General features: G+C 73.5%; 27 protein-coding genes. 12 read left to right on the plus strand and 15 right to left on the minus strand.

Annotated features, from left to right (window positions below):
* Positions 1-151: 151 nt before the first annotated feature.
* The 6 genes from C1I92_RS22740 to C1I92_RS22765 all read right to left on the minus strand — a co-directional run bounded on the left by C1I92_RS22740 (position 152) and on the right by C1I92_RS22765 (position 5,731).
* On the minus strand, positions 152-877 hold the full coding sequence (locus tag C1I92_RS22740) for a class II aldolase/adducin family protein (RefSeq protein WP_111256941.1): 726 nt from the start codon (positions 875-877) through the stop codon (positions 152-154).
* Positions 878-916: 39 nt separating this feature from the next.
* Entirely contained in the window at positions 917-2,137 is a 1,221-nt protein-coding gene (locus C1I92_RS22745) for an MFS transporter (RefSeq protein WP_111256942.1), read from the minus strand.
* A gap of 11 nt (positions 2,138-2,148) precedes the next feature.
* Positions 2,149-2,385, minus strand: coding sequence for a hypothetical protein (locus tag C1I92_RS22750; protein ID WP_111256943.1), 237 nt, complete (start codon positions 2,383-2,385; stop codon positions 2,149-2,151).
* Entirely contained in the window at positions 2,372-4,321 is a 1,950-nt protein-coding gene (locus C1I92_RS22755; RefSeq protein WP_111256944.1) for a multicopper oxidase family protein, read from the minus strand. Before C1I92_RS22755 ends, C1I92_RS22750 begins: the two co-directional genes overlap by 14 nt.
* Positions 4,318-4,740 (minus strand): DUF6220 domain-containing protein, encoded by a 423-nt coding sequence (locus C1I92_RS22760; RefSeq protein ID WP_111256945.1) that lies wholly within the window; start codon positions 4,738-4,740, stop codon positions 4,318-4,320. The genes C1I92_RS22755 and C1I92_RS22760 overlap by 4 nt, the downstream gene beginning before the upstream one ends.
* Positions 4,741-4,888: 148 nt before the next feature.
* A complete protein-coding gene (locus C1I92_RS22765) occupies positions 4,889-5,731 on the minus strand; it encodes a PPK2 family polyphosphate kinase (RefSeq protein ID WP_111256946.1) in 843 nt (280 codons plus the stop codon).
* Positions 5,732-5,857: 126 nt separating this feature from the next.
* Between C1I92_RS22765 and C1I92_RS22770 the strand changes: the two genes are divergently transcribed.
* Positions 5,858-8,083, plus strand: a complete 2,226-nt coding sequence (locus tag C1I92_RS22770) for a HelD family protein (RefSeq protein WP_111256947.1) — start codon at positions 5,858-5,860, stop codon at positions 8,081-8,083.
* 9 nt (positions 8,084-8,092) lie between these two features.
* On the opposite strand, the gene C1I92_RS22775 is transcribed toward C1I92_RS22770, so the two are convergent.
* The 4 genes from C1I92_RS22775 to zapE form a co-directional block, all read right to left on the minus strand.
* Entirely contained in the window at positions 8,093-8,521 is a 429-nt protein-coding gene (locus C1I92_RS22775) for a type II toxin-antitoxin system VapC family toxin (RefSeq protein WP_111256948.1), read from the minus strand.
* A complete protein-coding gene (locus C1I92_RS22780) occupies positions 8,508-8,789 on the minus strand; it encodes a ribbon-helix-helix protein, CopG family (protein WP_146605250.1) in 282 nt (93 codons plus the stop codon). The genes C1I92_RS22775 and C1I92_RS22780 overlap by 14 nt, the downstream gene beginning before the upstream one ends.
* Positions 8,790-8,831: 42 nt before the next feature.
* Positions 8,832-9,392, minus strand: coding sequence for a DJ-1/PfpI family protein (locus tag C1I92_RS22785; protein ID WP_111256950.1), 561 nt, complete (start codon positions 9,390-9,392; stop codon positions 8,832-8,834).
* A 72-nt stretch (positions 9,393-9,464) separates the two neighbouring features.
* Positions 9,465-10,484: a cell division protein ZapE gene (zapE, locus tag C1I92_RS22790; RefSeq protein WP_111256951.1), complete on the minus strand. Its 1,020-nt coding sequence runs from the start codon at positions 10,482-10,484 to the stop codon at positions 9,465-9,467.
* Positions 10,485-10,507: 23 nt separating this feature from the next.
* Between zapE and C1I92_RS22795 the strand changes: the two genes are divergently transcribed.
* The 4 genes from C1I92_RS22795 (at position 10,508) to ligD (ending at position 13,982) form a co-directional block, all read left to right on the plus strand.
* Positions 10,508-11,200, plus strand: a complete 693-nt coding sequence (locus tag C1I92_RS22795) for a dihydrofolate reductase family protein (protein WP_199521496.1) — start codon at positions 10,508-10,510, stop codon at positions 11,198-11,200.
* Positions 11,201-11,232: 32 nt separating this feature from the next.
* On the plus strand, positions 11,233-12,297 hold the full coding sequence (locus C1I92_RS22800) for an ATP-dependent DNA ligase (protein ID WP_111256975.1): 1,065 nt from the start codon (positions 11,233-11,235) through the stop codon (positions 12,295-12,297).
* Between the two features lie 63 nt (positions 12,298-12,360).
* Positions 12,361-12,939, plus strand: coding sequence for a hypothetical protein (locus C1I92_RS22805; protein WP_111256952.1), 579 nt, complete (start codon positions 12,361-12,363; stop codon positions 12,937-12,939).
* Positions 12,936-13,982 (plus strand): non-homologous end-joining DNA ligase, encoded by a 1,047-nt coding sequence (gene ligD, locus C1I92_RS22810; protein WP_111256953.1) that lies wholly within the window; start codon positions 12,936-12,938, stop codon positions 13,980-13,982. The genes C1I92_RS22805 and ligD overlap by 4 nt, the downstream gene beginning before the upstream one ends.
* Positions 13,983-14,160: 178 nt before the next feature.
* Here the strand turns inward: ligD and C1I92_RS22815 are convergent, their stop codons facing one another.
* Positions 14,161-14,463: a hypothetical protein gene (locus C1I92_RS22815; RefSeq protein WP_146605251.1), complete on the minus strand. Its 303-nt coding sequence runs from the start codon at positions 14,461-14,463 to the stop codon at positions 14,161-14,163.
* A 156-nt stretch (positions 14,464-14,619) separates the two neighbouring features.
* Positions 14,620-15,039: a DoxX family protein gene (locus tag C1I92_RS22820; protein ID WP_111256955.1), complete on the minus strand. Its 420-nt coding sequence runs from the start codon at positions 15,037-15,039 to the stop codon at positions 14,620-14,622.
* 101 nt (positions 15,040-15,140) lie between these two features.
* Here C1I92_RS22820 and msrB point away from each other — a divergent pair, with 101 nt between their 5' ends.
* The 4 genes from msrB to C1I92_RS22840 all read left to right on the plus strand — a co-directional run bounded on the left by msrB (position 15,141) and on the right by C1I92_RS22840 (position 17,381).
* Positions 15,141-15,557 (plus strand): peptide-methionine (R)-S-oxide reductase MsrB, encoded by a 417-nt coding sequence (msrB, locus tag C1I92_RS22825; RefSeq protein WP_111256956.1) that lies wholly within the window; start codon positions 15,141-15,143, stop codon positions 15,555-15,557.
* A gap of 4 nt (positions 15,558-15,561) precedes the next feature.
* Positions 15,562-16,005 carry a GNAT family N-acetyltransferase gene (locus C1I92_RS22830; protein WP_111256957.1) on the plus strand — a complete coding sequence of 148 codons (444 nt, stop codon included), beginning with the start codon at positions 15,562-15,564 and terminating at the stop codon, positions 16,003-16,005.
* 177 nt (positions 16,006-16,182) lie between these two features.
* Entirely contained in the window at positions 16,183-16,686 is a 504-nt protein-coding gene (locus C1I92_RS22835; RefSeq protein WP_111256958.1) for a sigma-70 family RNA polymerase sigma factor, read from the plus strand.
* The gene (locus tag C1I92_RS22840; protein WP_111256959.1) at positions 16,683-17,381 is read left to right on the plus strand and encodes a hypothetical protein; all 699 of its coding nucleotides are present in this window, start codon (positions 16,683-16,685) and stop codon (positions 17,379-17,381) included. The genes C1I92_RS22835 and C1I92_RS22840 overlap by 4 nt, the downstream gene beginning before the upstream one ends.
* A 4-nt stretch (positions 17,382-17,385) precedes the next feature.
* Here the strand turns inward: C1I92_RS22840 and hemQ are convergent, their stop codons facing one another.
* Positions 17,386-18,090 (minus strand): hydrogen peroxide-dependent heme synthase, encoded by a 705-nt coding sequence (gene hemQ / locus C1I92_RS22845; protein WP_111256960.1) that lies wholly within the window; start codon positions 18,088-18,090, stop codon positions 17,386-17,388.
* On the minus strand, positions 18,087-19,514 hold the full coding sequence (gene hemG, locus C1I92_RS22850) for a protoporphyrinogen oxidase (protein WP_199521497.1): 1,428 nt from the start codon (positions 19,512-19,514) through the stop codon (positions 18,087-18,089). Before hemG ends, hemQ begins: the two co-directional genes overlap by 4 nt.
* 125 nt (positions 19,515-19,639) lie before the next feature.
* On the opposite strand from hemG, the gene C1I92_RS22855 reads away from it, so the two are divergent.
* Positions 19,640-20,560 (plus strand): DUF4349 domain-containing protein, encoded by a 921-nt coding sequence (locus tag C1I92_RS22855; protein WP_111256961.1) that lies wholly within the window; start codon positions 19,640-19,642, stop codon positions 20,558-20,560.
* On the opposite strand, the gene hemE is transcribed toward C1I92_RS22855, so the two are convergent.
* Entirely contained in the window at positions 20,515-21,597 is a 1,083-nt protein-coding gene (hemE, locus tag C1I92_RS22860; protein WP_111256962.1) for a uroporphyrinogen decarboxylase, read from the minus strand. The two genes, C1I92_RS22855 and hemE, sit on opposite strands and share 46 nt — an antisense overlap.
* 68 nt (positions 21,598-21,665) lie before the next feature.
* Between hemE and C1I92_RS22865 the strand changes: the two genes are divergently transcribed.
* Both C1I92_RS22865 and C1I92_RS22870 read left to right on the plus strand, forming a co-directional pair.
* Positions 21,666-22,268, plus strand: a complete 603-nt coding sequence (locus C1I92_RS22865; RefSeq protein WP_111256963.1) for a DUF3000 domain-containing protein — start codon at positions 21,666-21,668, stop codon at positions 22,266-22,268.
* Positions 22,265-23,512: an HRDC domain-containing protein gene (locus tag C1I92_RS22870; protein ID WP_199521499.1), complete on the plus strand. Its 1,248-nt coding sequence runs from the start codon at positions 22,265-22,267 to the stop codon at positions 23,510-23,512. The genes C1I92_RS22865 and C1I92_RS22870 overlap by 4 nt, the downstream gene beginning before the upstream one ends.
* The last annotated feature ends 279 nt before the right edge of the window (positions 23,513-23,791 follow it).

Genomic DNA, 23,791 nt, shown 5'->3' on the forward strand with positions numbered 1-23,791 from the left:
ATCGACGGCGGCAACAAAAACGCCTGGTCACGATCCACCGACCGGTACTCCTTCGCCACGACCGCCACCCTCTCAAACCACGATCAACCAGGCCAGACGCCACACCGAGCCAAAACGCAACAGGCTCTATGGGGGGTTGGATCATTGATGATCATGGGAGTCCGAGGATGCCGGCGGTGGTACCGCGGTGCACGTAGTGCTCCCAGAGCTTGTGCGGACGGTGCCGGCTGCGGCTGTAGCTGCGGCCGATCTCGGCGCACTCCTCCGGGCTGAGCGGACGCAGCTCGCCGCCGTCCGCGCCCGACGTGAGCTGGGTCGCCGCCAGCAGCGTGCGGGCGTTCTCCTCCAGGTCCAGGCAGTCCATCAGCAGCTCCTGGACGGTGGGAGCGACGAGGACGGTGCCGTGCGCGCGCAGCAGGCAGGCGTGCCGGTCGCCGAGCGTCGCCGCGACCGCGTCGCCCTGCTCCCGAGTGGTGATGTGGGTGGCGTCCGGGTGGACGGGCAGCCCGTCGGGATCGCGGTAGGCGAAGTGGCGCATCGGCAGGAACGGCCGGTCGGTCATGCTGAACGTCGTCGACAGCGTCGGGTGGCCGTGGCAGACCAGCGCGGCGTCGGGGCGGTTCCGGTAGACACCGGTGTGGATCGCGGTCTCGGCCGGCGGCGGCACGTCGCCCTCGACGAGGGCGCCGTCCAGGTCGACGACCAGCAGGTCGTCCGCCGTCAGCGCGGCCCGGCTGGCGTCACGCGGCTGGATGAGGACGCGGTCCGTGCCGGGGACGCGGGCGCTCAGATGGCCGCTGTAGTCGAGGATTCCGGCCAGCACGAGCAGCCGGGTGCAGGTGACGAGGTCGCGCTTCAGCTGCTCGAGATCGGTCATGGATTCAAGATAATGGATTCAACCACGTGGCGACAGAGCTCAGCGCTCGACCCGCCTCAGCTCGCGGACGGCCGGGATCGCCAGCAGCAGCGTGCAGGTGACGAGCGCCATCGCGGCCGCCACCAGCAGCAGCGGCACCGTGCCCACGACCACCGCGAGCGGCCCGGCCACCGCCTGCCCGACCGGCTTCATCACCAGCGAGCCGGCCGCGTCGTAGGAGTGCACCCGGCCGAGCACGTCCTGGGGCACGTGCGTCTGCACGCTCGTGTGGAACATGACGATCCAGAACGCCATGCCCACGCCGCTGACCGCGTAGCAGCCGGCGATGACGGGTGCGGGCCAGCCCAGCGCGACGCTCAGCGGCATCAGCGTCCACAGGATCATCGAGAGCGCGCCGGCCCGGAGCGGGAACCGCGGCCGGAGCCTGATCGCGACGATGCCGCCCAGCACGCTGCCCGCGCCGAGCGCCGACATCACCAGGCCGAACGTCGCCGATCCGTGGTCGGTGACGAGCGTGCTGTAGCCGAGCGTCATGGTCGGACCGGAGCCGGCCAGCTGCCAGGCCATGAACACGACGATGACGCTCCACAGCCAGGTCCGCGACCGGAACTCCCGCCACCCCTCGACGAGGTCGGCGCGGAACGTCGACACACCCCGCCCGACGGGGCCCATCGGGACCGAGCGGAGCCGGAGCAGGCACAGGCCGCTGACCGCGAACGTCAACGCGTCGAGGGCGACGACCGCCGCCGGTGTCGTTACCACCAGCAGCAGGCCGGCCAGCGACGGGCCGACCACGAGCGTCACCGACTCGGAGATGCGCAGCGTGGCGTTCGCCTTCTGCACGTCGCGGGCGATGAGCGGGGTGATGCTGGCGATGCCCGGCTGGAACGTCGCGCTGCCGGCCCCGACCAGGGCCAGCAGCACCAGGATCTGCCACAGGGGCGGCGTGCCGACCGCGAACAGCAGCGCGAGCACCGATTGGAAGAACCACCTGGCCGCGTCGGAGATCACCATCAGCCGCCGGGCGCCGAACCGGTCTGACAGCACGCCGCCGAAGATGAGCAACGCGGCGAACGGCGCGAGGAGCGCGGCGAGGGCGTAGCCGACGCCCGTCGCCCCGTACCCCGCGCGGAGCACCGCGGCCGTGATCGCGACGGGGAGCACGGCGTCGCCCAGCAGCGAGGTGGTGCGGGCGGCGAAGAACAGCCGGAAGTCCGTCGTCCAGAGGGACGCCTCGCGCGCCGGGTCCGAATCGGCCACGCCTCACCCTCTCACTGACGGGCCTCGGCGCTCACCCCCTCGTCGAAGAGCCGGTCGATCTCGGCAGCGCGATGCGGGACGGTCCGCAGCCGGGCCAGTACCAGCCGTTCCGCCAGCTCGTTCAGCGCCGCCTCGACGACGGCCAGCTCGCCCGGGCCGAGGGTGCGGGCGCGGCCGGCCAGCCGGGCCAGCTCGCGCCCGATGATCGCGTCGCTGCGCCGGCGCAGGCGTTCCTCAGTGCATCGCATGGCTGCCCGCCACCGCGGTGACGCCGTCGTACCGCAGCCGCAGCATCATTCCCTGCTCGGCGTGCGGCAGGTTGTGGCAGTGGTTCATCCACACCCCCGGGTTGTCCGCCTCGAACGCGACGTCCCAGACCTCGCCGGGCCGGACGTCGAACGTGTCGACCCACAGCGGGCTGCCGGTCGCCGCCCGGCCGTCACGGGCCAGCACCAGGACGCCGTGGCCGTGCAGGTGCCACGGGTGCGTCTCCAGGCTGCGGTTGACGACGGAGAACCGGACGAGGTCGCCCTCGGCCACCACCTGCTCCGGGATCGACGGGTGGCCGCGGCCGTTCACCGTCTGCGCGAACGCCGGCCGGCCGTCGACCATCGCGACACCGCGGTCCAGCACCAGGGTGAAGTGCCGGTCGTAGTCGGTGTCCAGCGTGAACGGGACGGCGGCCGGCGCGCCGTAGTGCAGCGGGTCGAGCTCCGGCCAGCCGCCGGTCTCCGGAGTGTCGCCGTCGCGCAGGCGCAGCCGGACCTCGCCGTCCACCGTCAGCGCGACCGGGCCGTCCGGCATGGTGAACGTGAGGTCGTAGCGGCCGCCGGCCGGCAGCCGCAGCGCCCGCTCCGACACCTCGCCCGGCTCGTTCACGTCCCGCCCGTCGACGGCGGCCAGCCGGAACGCCGTCCCGGCCAGCCCGAACCGGTGCGGCTCGGAGTCGGTGTTGAGCAGCCGCAGCCGGACCGACGCGCCGGCCACGGCGTCCGGTGCGAGCACGCCGTCGTCGTCGCCGATCGCGAGCACGCCGTCGTAGGTGTGCACCGGCAGCACGAGGTCGACGTCCTCCGGTTCGGCGTCGCGCTGGGTGACGACGAGCGTGCCGAACAGGCCGCGGCGCACGCCGACGTGCGACACCTGGTGTGTGTGGTACCAGAACGTGCCGGCCTGGTCGGCCCGGAACGAGTAGCCGAACTCCTCGCCGGCGCGGACGACGTCCTGCGTGGTGCCGGGCGCGCCGTCCTCGCCGCAGGCGACGTCGTAGCCGTGCCAGTGGATCGTGACGCCGTCGTCGATGTCCTCGTTGCGCAGCGTGACCTGCACGAGGTCGCCCTGGACGGCGGTCAGCGGCGGGCCGGGCAGCGTCCCGTCGAACGTCCACGCATCGACCGTCGTGCCCGACGTCAGCGCGACGGAGGCCCGCCGGGCCGTGACGGTGTAGGGCCGGACGGCGCCGCCGGGGGCCGGGGCCGTCGCGCCGCGCAGATCGGTGACCGGGGTGCCGTGCGACGCCGGATGGACGGCGGCCGCTCCCCCGCCCGCGTCGGCCGACGGCGACCGGACGAACGCCAGCCCGACCCCGGCCGCGCCCGCTCCCGCGGTGGCGATGCCGAGGAGCCGGCGCCGGGTCAGCGTCCCGGCCGCGGTGTGCTGTGCGGCGGAGTGCGGTTCCCGCCCGGCTGGGAGGGCACCCACCCTACGGGCGGGCACCGACGGTGGTCCCGGCGCCGCCAGTACCTGCGCCGTCACCAGCACCGCTCCCCCGACGCCCGCGATGGCGAGCAGCGCAACGCTCCAGGTCAGCGGGTAGCCGCCGAGGTAAGTCACGACGAACCCGGCCAGTGCCGCGTATCCGGCGGCGAACAGCGCGGTGACGGCGGACGGCGCCGGCGCGACGCCGCGCAGCAGCGGCCGCCCGGCCAGCACCCCCGCCACCGCCACCGTCACCACCAGCAGCGGCGCACCGAGCAGGACCTTCTCCTGCACGAACCACCAGCCGCGATCGGCCAGCACCGCGACCAGCGCCAGCCGTCCGGCCGCCGCCAGCACACCGCCGGCCGCCAGCCCCAGCGCCAGCCGCGTCCGCCCGGCCGCGGCCATCGCGCCCGCGGCCAGCCACAGCACCGCCGTCAGGACCGCGACGCCGTGGTCGAGCAGGATCAGCTGCGCCGTGCTCACGCCGCGACGGGAGGCTGCTGGGACGCCGCCGGACGGCGCGCCTCGGCGAGCACCCGGCCGCTCAGGCCCAGGATCGCCAGCCCGTTCAGAGCGTGCAGCCCGAACACCAGCGTGCCGGCGGTCGACGACGTGTCGCCGGAGTCGTTCAGCGCGTCGGCGAGCACCCGGATCAGGCTCTGCAGCAGCACCAGCCCGGCGATCCCCGCGGTCATGCCGATCAGCCGGCCGCCCACCTTGCCCGCCGCCGCCACGATCGTCGCCACCACGGCGAGCAGCAGGATCGCCGTGCCGAGGATCGCGTGCGCATCGAACGCCTCGTCATTGGGCGCGGAGTCGAACGCGCCGACCGCCGCCAGATAGAACTGCACCACGACCGCCGCGAGTATCAGCACCGCGAAGCCGAGGAAGATCTTCCGCATGATCGCTCCCTCCGGGCCGGCTCCAGCGCCGGTCCCGGAGCGATCATTCGCCCCTCCAGGTGTGCGGGTCGTCCGCTCGGGAACGGCTCCGGCTACGCAGATCCGCGTAGCCCGAACGGCGCGGCCTACTCCCGCTGACGTACGCGGGTCACGACGACGCGAGCCGCGCCTTCTCCGCCTCGACGTCGAAGTCGGCCGGCGGCCAGTCCAGCTTCAGCCCGGCGAGATGCTCGACGAGCAGGTTCGTCACCGCGAGGTTGCGGTACCACTTGCGGTCCGCGGGCACGACGAACCACGGCGCGGCGTCGGTGTTGCAGCGCTCCAGTGCGATCTCGTAGGCGCGCTGGAAGTCCGGCCAGAGCTTGCGGTCGTCGATGTCGCCGGGGTTGTACTTCCAGTACTTGGCCGGGTTCTCCAGCCGCTCGGCCAGCCGGTCGCGCTGCTCGTCGGAGGAGATGTGCAGCATGACCTTGACCACGACGCAGCCGTCGCCGGCGAGCTCCTTCTCGAAGTCGTTGATCGCGTCGTAGCGGGTCTCGATCACCGACGGCCGGGCCAGCTTGCGCACCCGCACCGCCAGCACGTCCTCGTAGTGGCTGCGGTCGAAGACGCCGATCTGGCCGGGCTCGGGCAGCGCCTGGCGGATCCGCCAGAGGAAGCCGCGGCGTCGCTCCTCGGCCGTCGGCGCCTTGAACGCCCGGATGCTGATGCCCTGCGGGTCCATCAGGCCGACGGCATGGCGCATGGTGCCACCCTTGCCGGACGTGTCCATGCCCTGCACGACGAGCAGCACCCGCTGGTCGCCGCCGCTGCGGCCGGCCGCGTACAGCCGTTCCTGCAGGTCGGACAGGGTCGGGCCGAGCTCCTGCAACGCGACCTTGCCGCCGGCCTTGTCGCCGTCGAAACCGGGAGTGGCGCGGGTGTCGATCGACGCGAGGTCGACCGGACCGGACGGGAGACGGAGGAGCGACGACCACGTCGGCTGGCTCATCGTTTGAGCGTATCGGAGGGGCCGTCACCGGGGGCGGCTACAATTGACGATTCGGTCGGCTGGACCGAACGGCTTCGGAAAGGGAACGACATCGACGCCGAAACGCATGACGCGACCGCCCGGCCGGTGGCCGGTCACGACGCGGCCGTCGACGAGGAGCAGCCGTACATCACCCACCTGTACGAGCGGCTCGACGTGCTCAAGGCGCGGCTGACGGCCCGGCTGGCGACGCTGTACCGCGAGCACGGCGGCACGCACGCGTCGGTGTGGGACCGCGAGGCGTTCGTCGCCCGCGACGTCGAGCGGCTGGAGCGGCTCGGCTCGGTCGACCGCGGGCTGTGCTTCGGCCGGCTGGACTTCCGCGACGGCCAGGTCAGCTACATCGGCCGGATGGGGCTGTCCGACGACGACTACGAGCAGCTGCTGGTCGACTGGCGGGCGCCCGCGGCGGAGCCGTTCTACCGCGCCACCGCCGCCGACCCGGGTGAGCTGGTCCGGCGCCGGCACATCCTGACCCGGCTGCGCAAGGTGCTCGCCGTCGACGACGAGGTGTTCGACCTCGACGCGATGCCGGCCGGCGGGCAGGGCACGCTGCGCGGCGAGGCGGCGCTGCTGGCGGCGCTGACCGAGCACCGTACCGGCCGGATGTCCGACATCGTCGCGACGATCCAGGCCGAGCAGGACCGCATCATCCGCTCGCCGCTGTCCGGCGTGCTGGTCGTGCAGGGCGGTCCCGGCACCGGCAAGACCGTCGCCGCGCTGCACCGGGCGGCGTACCTGCTCTACACGCACCGCGACCGGCTCGGCTCCAGCGGCGTGCTGGTGGTCGGCCCGAACCGGACGTTCCTGCACTACATCGACCAGGTGCTGCCGTCGCTCGGCGAGACCGGCGTCGTGCTGTCGACGGTCGGCGAGCTGGTGCCCGGCGTCGAGGCGACCGGCGACGACCCGGCGGACGTCGCCGTCGTCAAGGGCGACCCGCGGATGGCCGCCGTCATCGCGGCCGCCGTCCGCGACCGGCAGCGGCTGCCCGGCGGCCCGATCGAGGTCAAGGTCGACCGCGTCGAGCTGACGCTGGCCCCGTCCGCCGTCCGGGCCGCCCGCACGCACGCCCGCCGCGCCCGCAAGCCGCACAACGTCGCCCGCCGGGTGTTCGTCCGCGACCTGCTGGACCACCTGGCCGGCGAGCAGGCCCTGGCGCTGGGCGAGACGCTGGACGAGGACGACCTGGCCGAGATCCGCGCCGACCTCGCCGCCGAGCCGTCCGTCGCCGCCGTCGTCGACGAGCTGTGGCCGGCGCTCACGCCGGAGCGGCTGCTCGGCGAGCTGTTCGGGTCGCCGTCGCTGCTGGCCACGGCCGGTGCGGACCTGACGGCGGCCGAGCGCGCCCTGCTGGCGCGATCGCCCGGTGAGCCGTGGACGACGTCGGACGTGCCGCTGCTGGACGAGGCCGCGGAGCTGCTCGGCGAGGTCGACGACCCGGACGAGGCGGCCCGGCTGGCCCGGCAGCGCGAGGAGGCGGAGATCCAGTACGCCCGCGACCTGCTGGACGAGCTGGACCTGGAGATCCCCGTCGACCCGTCGCTGGTCGCGCAGCGGTACCGCGGCGCGGAGGCCCGGCGCAGCGTCGCCGAGCGGGCCGGGCTGGACCGGTCGTGGGCGTTCGGGCACGTCATCGTGGACGAGGCGCAGGAGCTGTCGCCGATGGCGTGGCGCATGGTGATGCGCCGCGCGCCCGGCCGATCGATGACCGTCGTCGGCGACATCGCGCAGACCGGTGCGGCGGCCGGCGCCCGGTCCTGGGCCGACGTGCTGGAGCCGCACGTGCCCGGCCGGTGGCGGCAGGAGTCGCTGACCGTCAACTACCGGACCCCGAGCGAAGTGATGGACCTCGCGGCCCGGGTGCTGAAGGCGATCGACCCGGCGCTGTCTCCGCCGACGTCGGTGCGCTCCACCGGCGAACAGCCGCGGACGGTGCCGGTCTGGTCGTCGCTGGACCTAGTGGAGACGGTGGCGACGGAGGTCTCGGCGGAGCTCGCGGCCGTCGGCTCGGGCCGGCTGGCGGTGCTGGCACCGTCGGCGCGCCTGGACGAGGTGCACGCCGGGCTGGCGGCGGCGCTCCCGGTCTCGGTGTCACGGGCGGAGACGGCGGACGCGCTCGACGCGCCGGTAGCGGTGCTGACCGCCGGCCAGGCGAAGGGCCTGGAGTTCGACACCGTCGTCGTGGTGGAGCCCGCCGAGCTGCTGGCCGAGTCCGTCCGCGGCGCCACCGACCTCTACGTCGCCGTCACCCGGCCGACGCAGCGGCTCGTGCTGGTGCACGCCGAGCCGCTGCCGCCGATGCTCGCCTGAGGCGTCGCCTCAGGCGGGAACGGGCCCGCTGCGCAGGCCGGCGAACCGGGCGAACCCCTTGTCCGTCGTGACGAACTCGCAGCCGTGCTCGATCGCCAGCGCGGCGAGGTAGGCGTCAGGGACGTCGCGACCCACGGCGCCCACCTCGCGGCAGAGCCGGTCGAAGATGGGCCAGTGCCGTGCTCCCGGCGCGACCACGATGGCCTGCGGCCGATGCCGGACCAGATCGGCGAACTGGACCGCGACGTGGAGCGGCGTCGGCGTCCTGAACACCCGGCGGTTCGTCACGAGCCGCAGGAAGCCGCCGATCACCACGTCGCAGACCGCGTAGCTCTCCATGCCGTCAACGAGTCCCTGCAGCCAGTCGCGATGCCGTTCGTGCTGCGGCAAATCGCCCCGGTGGGCATAGACCAGGATGTTGACATCAGGCATCAACATGGTCGACGGCCCGGAAGTGTTCTGCGTCTTCCGCCTCGGCGTCCTCGGCCCAGGTGGAGCGGTCGTCCAGATCGATGCCGACGTGGAGCCCGTCGCCGCTGAACACGATGAGGTCGGCCCGGGGGCCGTCGACGGCGTCGCGGCGCTCCCGCTCGAGTAGCTGGCGCAAGCTGTCCTCCATGATCGAGGTGACGGTCCGGTTCTTGCGCGCGGCGTACTCCTTGACCTGCCGCATCAGGTCCTCGTCGAGGCGTACCGTCGTTCGCATCTCCCTCACTCTACCCCGTTGACATATTTATGTCACCGCGGCTCACACCGGTGCGACCTTGCGCAGTTGCTCCATGAACGCGCCGAACCACCGCGGATGGTCCGGCCAGGCGCGCCCGGTGACCAGGTTGCCGTCCACCACGCCGGCGCCGTCGACGAACGTGCCGCCGGCGGTCTCGACGTCGACGGCGAGCGCCGGATAGGCCGACGACCGGCGGCCGTCCAGCGTCTTGGCCGCCGCCAGCAGCAGCGGGCCGTGGCACAGGGCAGCGGTCGGGGCGCCGGCGTCCATGAAGTGCTTGACGATGCGCTGCGCGTCGGCGTCGTTGCGGATGTACTCCGGTGCGCGGCCACCCGGCACGACGACCGCCACGTAGTCGTCCACGTTCACGTCGGCGAAGGCGACGTCGGCCGGCCAGCTGTGGCCGGGCTTCTCTGTGTACGTGTCGAACCCGTCGACGAAGTCGTGCACGACGAACTGCAGCTTCTTCACCGAGGGCGCGGCGACGTCGACCTCGTAGCCCTCCTCGAGCAGGCGCTGGTACGGGTAGAAGAACTCCAGATCCTCGGCCGCGTCACCGGTCAGGATGAGCACCTTGGGCATGGTTGCCGACCTCCTCGTCGCGACGGACACTGCCCCTCCAGTCTCCGCCCGCGCGGCCGCCGCGGCCAGGGTCTAGTGCACCCCGGCGCGGCTCAGCGCCGTCAGCCGCGACACGGCGCGGAAGTACTTCTTCCGGTACCCGCCGGCCAGCAGCTCCGGCGCGAACAGCCGGTCCAGCGGGACCCCGCCGGCGACGACGGGGAGGTCGCGGTCGTAGAGCCGGTCGGCCAGGACGACCAGCCGCAGCGCCGTCGACTGGTCGTCGACGGTGCGGACGCCGCGCAGGTGCACGCGGCGGACGCCGTCGAGCAGCGGTCCGTACCGCGACGGGTGGACGGTGGCCAGGTGCGCGGCCAGCGCGTCGAAGTCGTCCAGCGTGACGCCCTCCCCCACGGCCGACGACGCGACGACGGCGTCGGGCACGGGCGGCGGCGCCGACGGCAGCCCGCGATGCCGGTAGTCCTCGCCGTCGACCCGGACGACGGTGAACCGGGCGGCCAGCGCCTGGATCTCGCGCAGGAAGTCCGCCGCCGCGAACCGGCCCTCGCCGAGCTGGTCGGGCAGCGTGTTGCTGGTCGCGGCCAGCGCGACGCCACGTCCGGACAGCCGGCCGAGCAGCGTCGACACCAAGACGGTGTCGCCGGGGTCGTCCAGCTCGAACTCGTCGACGCAGACCAGCCGGTGCTGCGCCAGTGTCTCGACGGCGGACGCGAAGCCGAGCGCGCCGGCGAGGTTGGTCAGCTCGACGAAGGTGCAGAACAGCTTCCGCTCCGCCGGCACCGCCGCGGCGTGCCACAGCGACGCCAGCAGGTGCGTCTTACCGACGCCGAACCCTCCGTCGAGGTAGATCCCGGCGCCCGGGCCGGCCGGGGTCGCGCGGCGGAACCACCCACGGCGCCGCCCGCTGTCGCCGTCCCCGACGGCCGCCGAGAACGCCCGCGCGGCGGCGACCGCGGCCGCCTGGCTGGGCACGGCCGGGTCGGCGCGGTAGGAGTCGAAGCTGACGTCGCGGAACCGCGGCGGCGGGACCAGATCCGCGACGAGCCGCGACGCCGGCACGTCCGGACGACGGTCGGCAAGACGCTCCGGCATCCCGCAATCGTAAGGTTCTCCCCGTGCAGCAGCTCTATCCGGTGACCGCCGCGGCCGACGCCGACCTCGAGGCCGCCTACGCCTATCCCCCGCTCGACGGCGGCGCGACCTGGCTGCGGGCCAACATGGTGACCAGCCTCGACGGCGCCGTGCAGGGCCCCGACGGCCGGTCGGCGACGGTGTCCAGCCCGCCGGACCGCGTCGTGCTGTCGCTGCTGCGGCGGCTGGCCGACGTCGTCGTGGCCGGCGCGGGCACCGTCCGGGCCGAGCACTACGGCCCGTCGAGCCGGCCGATCGCCGTCGTCAGCCGGGTCCTCGACCTCGACCCGGCGGCGCCGCTGTTCACCGAGGCCGCACACCGGACCATCGTGCTGACCTGCGCGTCGTCCCCCGCCGACCGGCGAGCGGCGCTGAGCGAGGTCGCCGACGTCGTCGTCGCCGGCGACACCTCGCTGGACGTGCCGGCCGCCGTCCGGGCGCTGGCCGAGCGCGGCCTGACCCGGATCCTGTGCGAGGGCGGCCCGCACCTGCTCGCGTCGATCGTCGCCGCCCGCGCGCTGGACGAGCTCTGCTACACGATGACGCCGGCGCTGGTCGGCGGCACGTCCCATCGGCTGCTGGAGGCGCCGTCGGACCTGCACAGCGACTGGACCCTCGGCCACCTCATCGAGGACGGCGGCACGCTGCTGATGCGGTGGGTGGCGCGCCGGTCCTGACCGTTGTCGGCGGCGTGGTACACACTGGGGCCATGCGACTCCCGGTGCTGCCGCCCGTGCCGCCGATGCTGGCCAAGCCGGTCAAGGCGATCCCCGACGGCGACCTCAGCTTCGAGCCCAAGTGGGACGGCTTCCGGTCGATCATCTTCCGCGACGGCGACGACGTCGAGATCGGCAGCCGCAACGAGAAGCCGATGACCAGGTACTTCCCCGAACTGGTCGAGGCGGTGAGGGCGAACTTCCCGGAGCGGGCGGTCGTCGACGGCGAGATCGTGCTGGTCGGCGCGACCGGTGACCGGCTCGACTTCGAGATGCTGCAGCAGCGCATCCATCCCGCCGCCAGCCGGGTGAAGATGCTGTCCGAGACCGTCCCGGCCAAGTTCGTCGCGTTCGACCTGCTCGCGCTCGGCGACGACGACTACACCCAGCGGCCGTTCCGCGAGCGCCGCGCCGCCCTCGTCGAGGCGTTCGCCGCCGCCGAGGCGCCGATCCACGTCACGTCGGCCACCACCGACAAGACCGTCGCCGAGCAGTGGTTCCACCAGTTCGAGGGCGCCGGGCTCGACGGCCTCATCGCCAAGCCGCAGGACGGCGTGTACGAGCCGGACAAGCGGGTGATGTTCAAGATCAAGCACGAGCGCACCGCCGACTGCGTCGTCGCCGGCTACCGCGTGCACAAGAGCGGTCCGGACCGCATCGGCTCGCTGCTGCTCGGCCTGTTCGACGACGCCGGCGTGCTGGCCAGCGTCGGCGTCATCGGCGCGTTCCCGATGAAGCGCCGCGAGGAGCTGTTCGAGGAGCTGCAGCCGCTGGTCACGACGTTCGACGACCACCCGTGGGCGTGGGCGAAGCAGGAGGAGGGCACCCGCACGCCGCGCAACGCCGAGTACAGCCGGTGGAGCAACGGCAAGGACCTGTCGTTCGTGCCGCTGCGCCCGGAGCGGGTCGTCGAGGTCCGCTACGACCACATGGAGGGCGTCCGGTTCCGGCACACCGCGCAGTTCGTCCGCTGGCGCCCGGACCGCGAGCCGGAGTCGTGCACGTACGCGCAGCTGGAAGAACCGGTCAAGTTCGACCTCGCCGACGTCCTGGTCTGATTAAGCTTCGGCATCTGCGTCACAATGGAAGCGAGCGGGGCGCCGACCCTTGGGAGGTCGACCATGTCGTACAACATCGTGGTACTCGTCGAGGAGCCCGTCGCCGACTGGGACGCGCGCCAGATCGTCGCGCTGCATGCCGACACGCCGGAACCGGTCCGCTACTACGTGCTGATCCCGGTCGAGGACGCCGCCAGCCGCGTCGAGTCGACCATCGGGTCGCTGGCGGCCAGCGAGGTCATGGGCACCGCCGCCATGTACGTCGACGAGGCCGATCTGGAGCGGGTGCACGAGGAGATCCGCGCGGCCAGCAAACGGTCGCTGGCGCAGTCGCTGGAGGCGTTCGCCAAGACCGGGGCGCAGGCCAGCGGCGAGGTGACGGCGACCGACCCGCTGGACCGGCTGTGCGCGCTGTCGCAGGAGTGCGGCGCGGCCGAGATCATCATCCTCACCCGCCCGCACGTCGTCGCCGAGCTGTTCCACGTCGACTGGACCGCCCGGGCGCGGCGCCGGCTGAAGGTGCCGGTGCTGCATCTGCTCGCGCGCGGAGAGCCGGACTGGGAGTCCGAGGTCGAGGCCGAGCACGCGGCCGAACGCGAGCGCCGCGCCGCCGAGAACGGCACGGGCACGGGGACGGCATGAGGGAAGCCATCGAGCTGACGGTCGGCGACCGTCAGGTCCGGGTGTCCAGCCCGAGCAAGGTCTACTTCCCCGAGCGCGGCCTCACCAAGCACGACGTCGTGCAGTACTTCCTCGCCGTCGGCGACGGGATCCTCGGCGCGCTGCGCGAGCGGCCGACGACGCTGGAGCGCTGGCCCGGCGGCGTGTTCGAGGGCGCGAAGCTGTCCACGCGGCAGGACAACCGCGGCGACGCGTTCTACCAGAAGCGCATCCCCAAGGGCGCCCCCGACTACGTCGAGACCGCCACCGTCGCGTTCCCCAGCGGCCGCACCGCCGACGAGGTCTGCCCCACGGAGCTGGCCGTCGTCGCGTGGGCGGCGAACCTCGGCACGCTGACGTTCCACCCGTGGCCGGTCCGCCGTCCCGACGCCGACCATCCCGACCAGCTGCGCATCGACCTGGACCCGCAGCCCGGCACCGACTACGCCGACGCCGTCACCGTCGCGCACGAGGCCCGGGCGCTGCTGCAGGAGCTGGGCATGGACGGCTTCCCGAAGACGTCGGGCGGGCGCGGCATGCACCTCTACGTCCCCGTCCGCCCCGAGTGGGACTTCGTCCAGGCCCGGCGCGCCGTCATCGCGTTCGGCCGCGAGCTGAACCGGCGGATGCCCGACCAGGTCACCGTCGACTGGTGGAAGGAGGAGCGGGGCGAGCGCATCTTCATCGACTTCAACCAGATGGCCCGCGACCGCACCATCGCCTCCGCCTACTCCGTCCGCCCCCGGCCGCGCGCGACCGTGTCCGCGCCGCTGACCTGGGACGAGATCGACGACGCCCGGCCCGAGGACTTCGACATCACGACGATGCCGGCTCGGTTCGCCGCGGTCGGCGACCTGCACGCCGGGGTGGCGGAGGTCGCGTACTCGCTGGAGCCGCTGCTGGAGCTGGCCGCCCGCGACGAGAAGGACCACGACCTCGGCGACCTGCCCTACCCGCCGGAGTACCCGAAGATGCCCGGCGAGCCGCTGCGCGTGCAGCCGTCCCGCCGGGCCACCTTCGACTGACCAGCGGCATTCCCATAGACGCAGCCTCAGCACGTCCCGCAGCTCCGCCGGATATCCAGCCCACCTGACCTGCCAGCAGTACGGGTACGGGGACGCTGATCTCGACGAAGAGATCGAGGGGATCACCGAGCTGGCCGTAACCGCGCGGGCTCGCCCTTGCGTCCGGGCGATGACCCAGCTATGCCACGTCACCGTCGCGGTGGATCCGCTCCAGGACGTCCGCTGCCGCCCGCAGTGCGCTCGCGTAGGCCAACAGGTCACCGTGCTGGGCCAGGTTGTTCGCGGCCGGGCCGACGACGAAACCTGGGTCGCAGAGCCGACGCCGCCCGTCCGCGTACACCACCTCGAGCACTTCGATACTCACCTGAGCGTCCGCAGCGACCCACTCGTGGATGCGTGCCCAGCTGCCGTCCACGAAGTCGACCGACCACGAACCCGTATTCGCCGCCCATGCAGGCACGTCTCCGGCGAGCACGGTCACAGTGCCGGTGACACTCTGACGCGGCGGCGGGCCGAGTCGCCGACCTGGACGCCGGTCAGCACTCGGGTGCCCGCACGGGCGCGGCCCAAGTGGCCGCGCTGCTGAACGCGCACCAGTCGTCATTGCCGTCACACCGCCCGACGTTGGCTGAACCCGTCAGTCCACGTCGAAGAGCGGGTCGGTCAGCGTCAGCGGGGTGGCGTCGCCGAGCTCCCAGACAAGGAAGAGCAGGATCAGCGACGCGCCGGCCAGGGCGATGTCCTTCATGAACTGGATCATCTCCTGCTGCCGCGTCGTCGGGTCCTTCTCCGGCCAGAACCGGTGCATGAGCAGCGCCGTCGACAGCGTGAACAGCGCCAGCAGGATCGCGCCGACGTCCATCCAGACGCCCAGCAGCACCGACAGCCCCCCGATCAGGATCTGCGCGCCGGTGATCCACACGGCCGGCTGGCCCGGCCTGACCCCGCGGCTCTCGGCGTAGCCGGCCATCGCGCCGCGGTCGCTGAGATGGGCGGCCGAGCTGCCGAGGAACACTGCGACGAAGAGAATCCGGCCGATCAGGAACACGACGTCCATGTCGCCCTCCGATGGGAGATGAGTGATTCGTCAACCATCATGCTCAGCGCGGCGTCGCTTCACACCGGGAATCCGGCCGTCTTCCTGGGAGTTCCCCAGGTATGAGCTACGAGGTACAGAAGACCGACGCCGAGTGGCGGGCGGAGCTGACGCCGGAGGAGTATCACGTGCTGCGCGAGGCGGGCACCGAGCGCGCCTTCACCAGCCCGCTGGAGCACCTCGACGAGCAGCCGTTCGTGTACTCCTGTCGCGCCTGCGGCGCCGAGCTGTTCGAGTCCGCCACCAAGTTCGACGCCCACTGCGGCTGGCCGTCGTTCTACGCACCACTGGCCGAGGACCGGGTCGAGTACATCGAGGACCGCAGCTTCGGCACGGTCCGCACCGAGGTCCGCTGCGCCCGCTGCGGCTCGCACCTGGGCCACGTCTTCCAGGGCGAGGGCTTCGCGACGCCGACCGATCAGCGCTACTGCATCAACGGCATCTCCCTGCAGCGCCGCGAGGCCGATCCGGCACACTGAGCCGGTGGACCTCGCCCTGCACGCCGCGACCATCGACCTGCTCGACGCGCCGACGCTGTACCGGCTGCTGAAGCTGCGCAGCGACGTCTTCGTCGTCGAGCAGGGCGACCCCTACGCCGAGCTGGACGGCCGCGACCTCGAGCCGACGGCGGTCCACCTGTGGCTGGCCCGCGACGACGAGCCGGTCGGCTACCTGCGCATCCTCGACGAGCCCGACGGCGCCGCCCGCATCGGCCGCGTCGTCGTCGCGGCGTCCGAGCGCGGCTCCGGGCTGGCCGGACGGCTCATGGACGCCGCACTGGAGCGCATCGGTAACCGTCGATGCGTCCTCGCTGCCCAGATGCAGCTGGCCGATTTCTACGGCCGCTACGGCTTCACCGTCACCGGCCCGGAGTTCCTCGACGGGCACATCCCGCACCTGCCGATGGCCCGGCCCGCCTCCCCCTGAGCATCGACGGTGCAACCTTGGCACGCCCAAGCGCTCCACAAACACGACATTCCAGGCGCGCTAAGTCACCTACAGCGAGCCAAGCACGACGCTGGAGCGTGCCAAGCCGCGGGTACGACCCAACCGGATCGCCGCCCCGCTCGTCCTAGTTCATGAGGGACGGGCGGAGGTGACCGCGTGGCCGGCTGGGAGCGGGTGCTCGCCGACCTGGCGGAGACCCGCGGCCAGGCGCTGCTGCGATACGCCTACCTGCTGACGGGCGACGGCGCGGAGGCGGCGGACCTCGTGCAGGAGGCGCTGCTGCGCACGTTCGGCCGGACGACGCGCGGGCTGACCCTGGAGTCGGCCGAGGCGTACGTCCGGCGGGCGATCCTCACCCTCCACATCGACGGCCGCCGCCGGTCCGGCCGGTGGGCGCGGGTCCGGCACCTGGTCGCCACCCGTGACGTCTCGGACGGGCCGGAGCGTGCGGTCGTCGACGGGGCCGACCTGCGGTCCGCGCTGGCGGCGCTGTCGCCGCGGCAGCGGGCCTGCGTGGTGCTGCACTACTACGAGGACCTGTCGGTGGCGCAGGTGGCGGACGTGCTCGGGTGTGCGCCCGGCGCCGTCAAGCGGCACCTCAGCGACGCCCGCGCCCGCCTCGAACCCCTGCTCGACGACTCACGGGAGGGATCGCGATGACGCTGCACACGAGGCTCGACGAGCTGGCCGCCGGAGCCCCCGACGCGGCGGCGCTCGACGTAGACGCACTGAGGGGACGGATCGCCCGGCGCCGCCGGACCCGTCGCGCCGCCGCCGGTGGGGCGATGGTGCTGACGGTGGCCGCGGCCGGAACGGCGGCGGCCGTGCTGCTCCCCCGCACCGACCCGCCGGCACAGCCGGCGATCGCGTCGCCATCGCCGGTCCCGCCCTTGGAGGCCTACCCGTTCCCCGACTGCGGCACGCCCTTCACCTTCGACGCACCAGTGACCGACCCACGGCTCACCATGGACGTCGACTTCGCCTCCCCGGCGGCGAACCTCGACGATCAGCTCGGCGAGGTCACCATCACCAACGTGAGCGACGCCCGCGTTGAGGGCGACGTCGGCGCCGGCCCGAGCCTGATCGTGACCCAGGATGGGCGGGTCGTCGGCGGCCCGGTCTTCATCCAGGGCATCAACCTGTCGCTCGACCTCGCTCCGGGCGAGAGCGCGGCCTTCCGGGTCTTCGTCGGCCACGGCCACTGCGACCGGGGCTCGGTCACTGAGATCGACACACAGTTCCCGCCCGGCACCTACGACGTTTATGTCAGCTGGTACCTCGAACCCGGTATCCCAGGCCGCAGCGAGCCGAACGTCAGGCTCTTCGACGGGCCGTTCACGATCGAGGTCCGGTGAGCCGTTACGGCAGGGCCGCGACCAGCTCGGCCGGCGCCAGCCGCCGTCCGGTGTAGAACGGGATCTCCTCGCGGACGTGCCGCCGCGCCTCCGACCCGCGCAGATGCCGCATCAGGTCCACGATCCGGTGCAGCTCGTCGGCCTCGAAGGCGAGGATCCACTCGTAGTCCCCGAGCGAGAACGACGCGACCGTGTTGGCCCGCACGTCGGGGTAGTCGCGGGCCATCTTGCCGTGCTCGGCGAGCAGCCGCCGGCGCTCGTCGTCGGGCAGGAGGTACCACTCGTAGGACCGCACGAACGGGTACACCGACACGTACGCGCGCGGCTCCTCGTCGGCCAGGAAGGCCGGGATGTGGCTCTTGTTGAACTCGGCCGGACGGTGCAGCGCAGCCTGCGACCACACCGGCTCCAGCTGCCGGCCCAGCGCGGTGCCGCGGAACCGGTGGTACGCCGTCTGCAGCTCCTCGATGGCCGGCGCGTGCCACCAGATCAGCAGGTCGGCGTCGGCGCGCAACCCGGCGACGTCGTAGGTGCCGCGGACGACGACGTCCTTGGCGGCGAGCTCGGCGAACAGCGCCGTCACCTCGTCGGCGAGCTCGGACCGCGACGTGGCGCCCAGCGGCGCGCGCAGCCGGAAGACCGACCACATGGTGTAGCGGATGACCTGGTTCAGCTCGCGGGCCTTCGGCTTGGACGCGGTGTCGCTCATGTCTCGATCCTGGCACGTCGCTCCGACAGGTCGGCCACCACCCTGGCCGCCGCATCGCGGGCCGCCCCGACGCAGGCCGCCACGCCCACGCCGTCGTACACCGCGCCGCACACGGCCAGTCCGGGGACGGCGTCGACGGCGGCCCGGACGCGCGCGACCCGGTCCAGATGCCCGACGGCGTACTGCGGCAGCGCGCCGCCCCACCGGGTCACTCGCGAGTCGGCGACGTCGCCCGAGTAGCCGGTCGCCGCGCGGACGTCGGCCAGCGCGGCGGCGGCCAGTTCGCCGTCGTCGAGCTGCAGGTCACGGGCCTCACCGTGGCGGCCGAGCGACGCACGCAGCAGCACCAGCCCACCGGCCTCGGCCCGCCCGCCCAGCCACGGCCACTTCACCGACGAGTACGTCACCGCCTTGATCGTCCGCCCGTCCACCGGCGGCACCAGGAACCCCGACGACGACGGCGCCGCCGGGAACCCGTCCGCCGGCAGCGCCAGCGTGACGATCGCCATCGACGCCGCCTCGACACTGCCCAGCTCCGCCGCGGCCGCCGGGACCTCCGCGCCCAGTAGCCGGGAGGCGGCCGCTGCCGGCACCGCCAGCACGACCGCGTCGACGTCAAGGACCGACGGCGCCGGGACCGGGCCGGTCACCAGCCGCCAGCCGTCCGCCGTCCGCTCCAGGGACCGGACGGTCACGCCGGTGCGCACGTCCGCGCCCGACGCCGCGGCGACCGCACCGGGCAGCCGTCCGACGCCGCCGTCGAGACCGGCGAACACCGGCCGGGCCGACGCCCCCGCCGACGCTCCATCAGGCGACACGGCCGAGACCGCCTCGCCGAGCGACCGCGCGGTCCGCACCGCCGCGCCGAGCGCCGGCACCGTCGCGTCCAGCGACAGCTCGTCCGCCCGCCCGGCATAGACCCCGCCGAGCAGCGGCTCCACCAGCCGGTCCGCGACCGCGTCGCCGTACCGCGACCGCACCAGCCGCCCGATCGCGACATCCTCCTCGACCCGCAGCGGACTCAGCGCGTCGCGGGCGATCGCCTTCATCACCTCGTCAGTCGTCAGCACACCCGCCAGGCCGACGGGGTCGGCCGGCACGCCCATCACCGTCCCGGCCGGCAGCGCGACGATCGAGCCGCGACTCCACAGCCCGGCCCCGACCGACGCGGGATGCACGACGGACGAACCCAGCCCCACGGCGGCAACCAGGTCGACCGCCTCCGGCCGCCGCGCCAGCAGCGACTCCGCGCCCTCGTCGACCGGCAGTCCGGCGACCTCCGACACCCGCAGATGCCCGCCGACGACCGGCTGCTTCTCCAGCACGACGATCTCCGCGGCCGGCCCGAGGGACTGCCGCAGGAACCACGCCGCCGCCAGCCCGCTGATCCCGCCGCCGACCACCGCCACCCTGACCCCGCTCACCCGCCCAGCATCGCACGGGCCGCGATCACGCCCGTGACCAGGTCGTTCCCCGATCGTGACCGGCCGGCCCGCAACCCCGCGACCAGCGCCGCCGTCGAACCCGACATCAGACCTCGGGAGGCGTCATGAAACGACGAACGATGTTCGGGACGACGATCACCCTGCTCGCGGCGCTCGCGCTGGCCGGCTGCGGCGGCGCCGCAGACAGCGACAGCGGCGGCGACGCGGCCAACTCCGCGGCCGACGCACCGGCCCCCGAAGCGCCGGCCGAGGGTGACGGCGAGGCCGCGGCCGAAGGCGACGACCAGGCGGGCGGCGGCGTCATCGCCGGCGTCGCCTCCATGCTCACCGACCGGTCCATCGTCTACACGGTCGACCTCTCCATCGGCACCGACGACGTCCTCGGCGCGGCGAACCAGGCCGCCGCGATCGCGACCGCGGCGGGCGGCTTCGTCGCCGACGAGCGGGTCGACGGCTCCTGGCAGGCCGACCTCACGCTGCGGATCCCGTCGGACGCCCACCAGGACGCCGTCACCGAACTGGAGGCGCTGGGCGAGGTCACCGGCCGCAACCGCGGCGCGGAGGACGTCACCCAGGAGGTCGTCGACGTCGAGTCGCGGATCGAGTCGCAGCGGGCCAGCATCGCTCGCATCCGCGACCTGCTGGCGCAGGCCGCCCAGCTCGACGACGTCGTCAGCATCGAGGCCGAGCTGGCCAGCCGCGAGGCCGACCTGGACTCGCTGCTGAGCCGGCAGGAGCAGCTGGCCGGGCAGACCGCCCTGGCCACCGTCACGGTGCATCTCTACGAGGACCGCGACGCGCCGCCACCGCCCGAGGAGGACGACGACCGCGGCTTCCTCGCCGGCCTGGCGGGCGGCTGGGACGCGTTCGTGGCCATCGGCGGCGGCTTCCTGACCGCGCTCGGCGCGGTGCTGCCGTTCGCGGCGCTGGCGGCACTGGTCGGCGTCCCCGCCTACCTGCTGCTCCGCCGCCGACGGGGTCAGCCGGCGGCGCCCGCCCCGGTGCCCGGCCCGCCCGCCGCCTGAACCGTCTCGACGACGCGGGCCAGCACGTCCGGGTCGGTGGTCGGGAGCACGCCGTGACCGAGGTTGAAGATGTGCGCCGGAGCCCGGCGACCCTCGGCGATGATGCGGTGCACCTCGCGCTCGATCACCGGCCAATCCGCGCCCAGCAGCGCCGGGTCGAGGTTGCCCTGCAGCGGCTTGCCCGGCACCCGCAGCGCGGCCTCGTCCAGCGGCAGGCGCCAGTCGACGCCGACGACATCAGCCCCCGCCGAGGCCATCAGCGGCAGGAACTCCGACGTCCCGACGCCGAAGTGGATGCGCGGCACGTCGATGACGCTGTCGAGCACCTCGGCGCTGTGCGGGTGGACGTACTTCGCGTAGTCGGCCGCCGACAGCGCGCCGGCCCACGAGTCGAACAGCTGGACCGCGCTCGCGCCGGCCCGCACCTGCACGTCGAGGAACATCGCCGAGATGCCGGCGACCCGGCTGAGCAGTTCGTGCCACAGCTCCGGGTCGCTGTGCATGAGCGCCTTGGTGACCTCGTGGTTCTTCGACGGACCGCCCTCGACCAGGTACGACGCCAGCGTGAACGGCGCGCCGGCGAAGCCGATCAGCGGGGTGCTGCCCAGCTCACCGACCAGCGCCCGCACCGCCTCGTCGACGAACGCGACGTCGCCGGGCTCCAGGGGCCGCAGCTGCTCGAGGTCGGCGCGGGAGCGGATCGGGCTGCCCAGCACCGGCCCGACGCCCGGCTTGACGTCGACGTCGACGCCGACCGCGCGCAGCGGCACGACGATGTCGGAGTAGAAGATGGCGGCGTCGACGCCGTATCGCCGCACCGGCTGCAGGGTGATCTCGGTCACCATGTCCGGCCGGGTGCACGACTCCAGCATCGGGACGCCCTCGCGCAGCCGCCGGTACTCGGGCAGCGACCGCCCGGCCTGGCGCATGAACCACACAGGTGGACGGCTCGTCCGCTCGCCGCGGCAGGCGCGGGCGAACAGGCTGGCGGACGGGTCCGCGGGCGCGGCTGGGGTGTCGTCGTAGGTCACGGTCACATCACTGATCGTCGCATGGCGGGCGTGCCTGCCTGACGTCGCAGGCGAACAGGCCTAGTCTGCCAATTGTGGCAAGGGACACCGAGGGTCTCCAGCCGGGGGTACCGGCTGTCTTCGAGCGTGCCGTGCGTTCCTTGACGTCCGCCCAGTTCCGCCGCGAGGTGAGTCTCGAGCAGACCCCGGCGCCGAAGCGGCTGGCGCCACACACCCACGCGCTCAGCGCCGACGTCTTCGCCGACGAGGGCGACGAGGACGCGACCGCCACCGGCCGGCTGGTGCTGCTCTACGACCCCGCCGGCCAGGAGGCCTGGCACGGCGAGTTCCGCCTGGTCACGTACCTGCGGGCCACCCTGGAGCCGGAGATGGGCGCCGACCCGCTGCTGCTCGCCGTCGGCTGGACCTGGATCGTCGACTCGCTGGCCGGCCGGTCCGCGCCGTACACCGCGGCCAGCGGCACCGTCACGCGCGTGGCGTCCGAGGGGTTCGGCGGCATGGCCGGCGAGCTCGCCAGCGCGGAGATCGAGATCCGTGCGTCCTGGACCCCGCTCGAGCCCGACCTCACCCCGCACGCCCTGGCCTGGGGCGACGCGCTGACGACGGCGGCCGGCCTGATGCCGCTGCCGGCCGGCGTCGTCGCGATGCCACCGACACGTCGTAGGCGAGGACGTTGACGGACGACGCCTCGACTCCGTTGCTGGAGCCGCGCGACGGCCTTCCGGAGGTCATCACCGACAGTGAGACCCTGAAGGCCGTGATCGCGGCGTTCGCGGCCGCGACCGGGCCGGTCGCCGTCGACGCCGAGCGCGCCTCCGGGTACCGCTACGGGCACCGCGCCTACCTCATCCAGCTGCGCCGCGCCGGCGCCGGCACCGCGCTGATCGACCCGATCGCCGTCCCCGACCTGGCCGCGCTGGGCGCCGCGCTGTCCGGCGCCGAGTGGGTGCTGCACGCGGCGTCGCAGGATCTGGCCTGCCTCGCCGAGGTCGGCATGCGGCCGGCCCGGCTGTTCGACACCGAGCTGGCCGGACGGCTGCTGGGCCTGCCCCGCGTCGGTCTCGGCCCGCTGGTCGACAGCGTGCTCGGCTACGCCCTGGAGAAGGGCCACTCGGCCGCCGACTGGTCCACCCGGCCGCTGCCGGAGGACTGGCTGCGCTACGCCGCCCTCGACGTCGAGCTGCTCATCGAGCTGCGCGACGCCCTGGAGGAGCGGCTGCGCGACGCCGGGAAGCTGGCCTGGGCGCACGAGGAGTTCGCCGCGATCGCGGCCGCGCCACAGCAGGAGCCGCGCGCCGACCCCTGGCGGCGCACGTCGGGTCTGCACCGGATCCGCGACCGCCGCCGCCTCGCCGTCGTCCGTCAGCTCTGGTACGCCCGCGACGAGCTGGCCCGGCAGCGCGACCTCTCCCCCGGCCGGGTGCTGCCCGACGCCGCGATCATCGAGGCCGCGCTGACGATGCCGACCAGCGCCGAGGCCATGTCGGCGATGCCGGTCTACCGGGGCCGGGCGCAGCGGCGCGAGCTGTCGCGCTGGTTCGGCGCGGTGGCCGATGCGCGCGCGCTGCCGGACAAGGAGCTGCCGCCGCAGACCGCCCCGTACGACGGTCCCCCGCCGCCCCGCGCCTGGGCGACGCGGCAGCCCGACGCGGCTGCGCGACTGGCGGCGGCGCGTGCCCGGGTCGGTGAGATCGCGGAGGCGCACGGGCTGCCGGTCGAGAACCTGCTCACGCCCGACACGCTGCGGCGGGCCGCCTGGCAGCCGCCGTCGCCTCTCTCGGCCGAGGCCGTCGGTGAGTTGTTCCGGGCTCGAGGTGCGCGGGAATGGCAGATCGCTCTGACGGCGGAGGCCGTGGCGGCGGCGTTCGCTGATCCTGTGGTGCCGGAGCCGCCTGCACCGCCAGCGCCGTCGTCGGCGTAGCCGTCCTCGGCGTAGCCGTCCTCTGCGTGGGCCGGGCTACCGGTCGCTGGGTTCGCCGCGTTGGGCGGCCCCCTGCTGCTCCATTGTCGGGGGCGCGGGAGGCCGCCTCAAGCGGACCCTTTTGGCGCTTCGCGCGACGGGCGACCGCTTGACCCGGCCGCCCGCGCCCCCGGTACAGCAGCGTCAGGGGGCCGCCCCAAGAATGGCCCGGCCCTCAACTCCGCGCACCTCCAGCTCCGCTGGCCACCTCTGGTCGGCGGTGGGTGGCTACCGGGTCCG

Origin of the sequence: Jiangella anatolica (genome assembly GCF_003236295.1) — a bacterium.
In the GTDB taxonomy this organism is placed as follows: Bacteria; Actinomycetota; Actinomycetes; order Jiangellales; family Jiangellaceae; genus Jiangella; species Jiangella anatolica.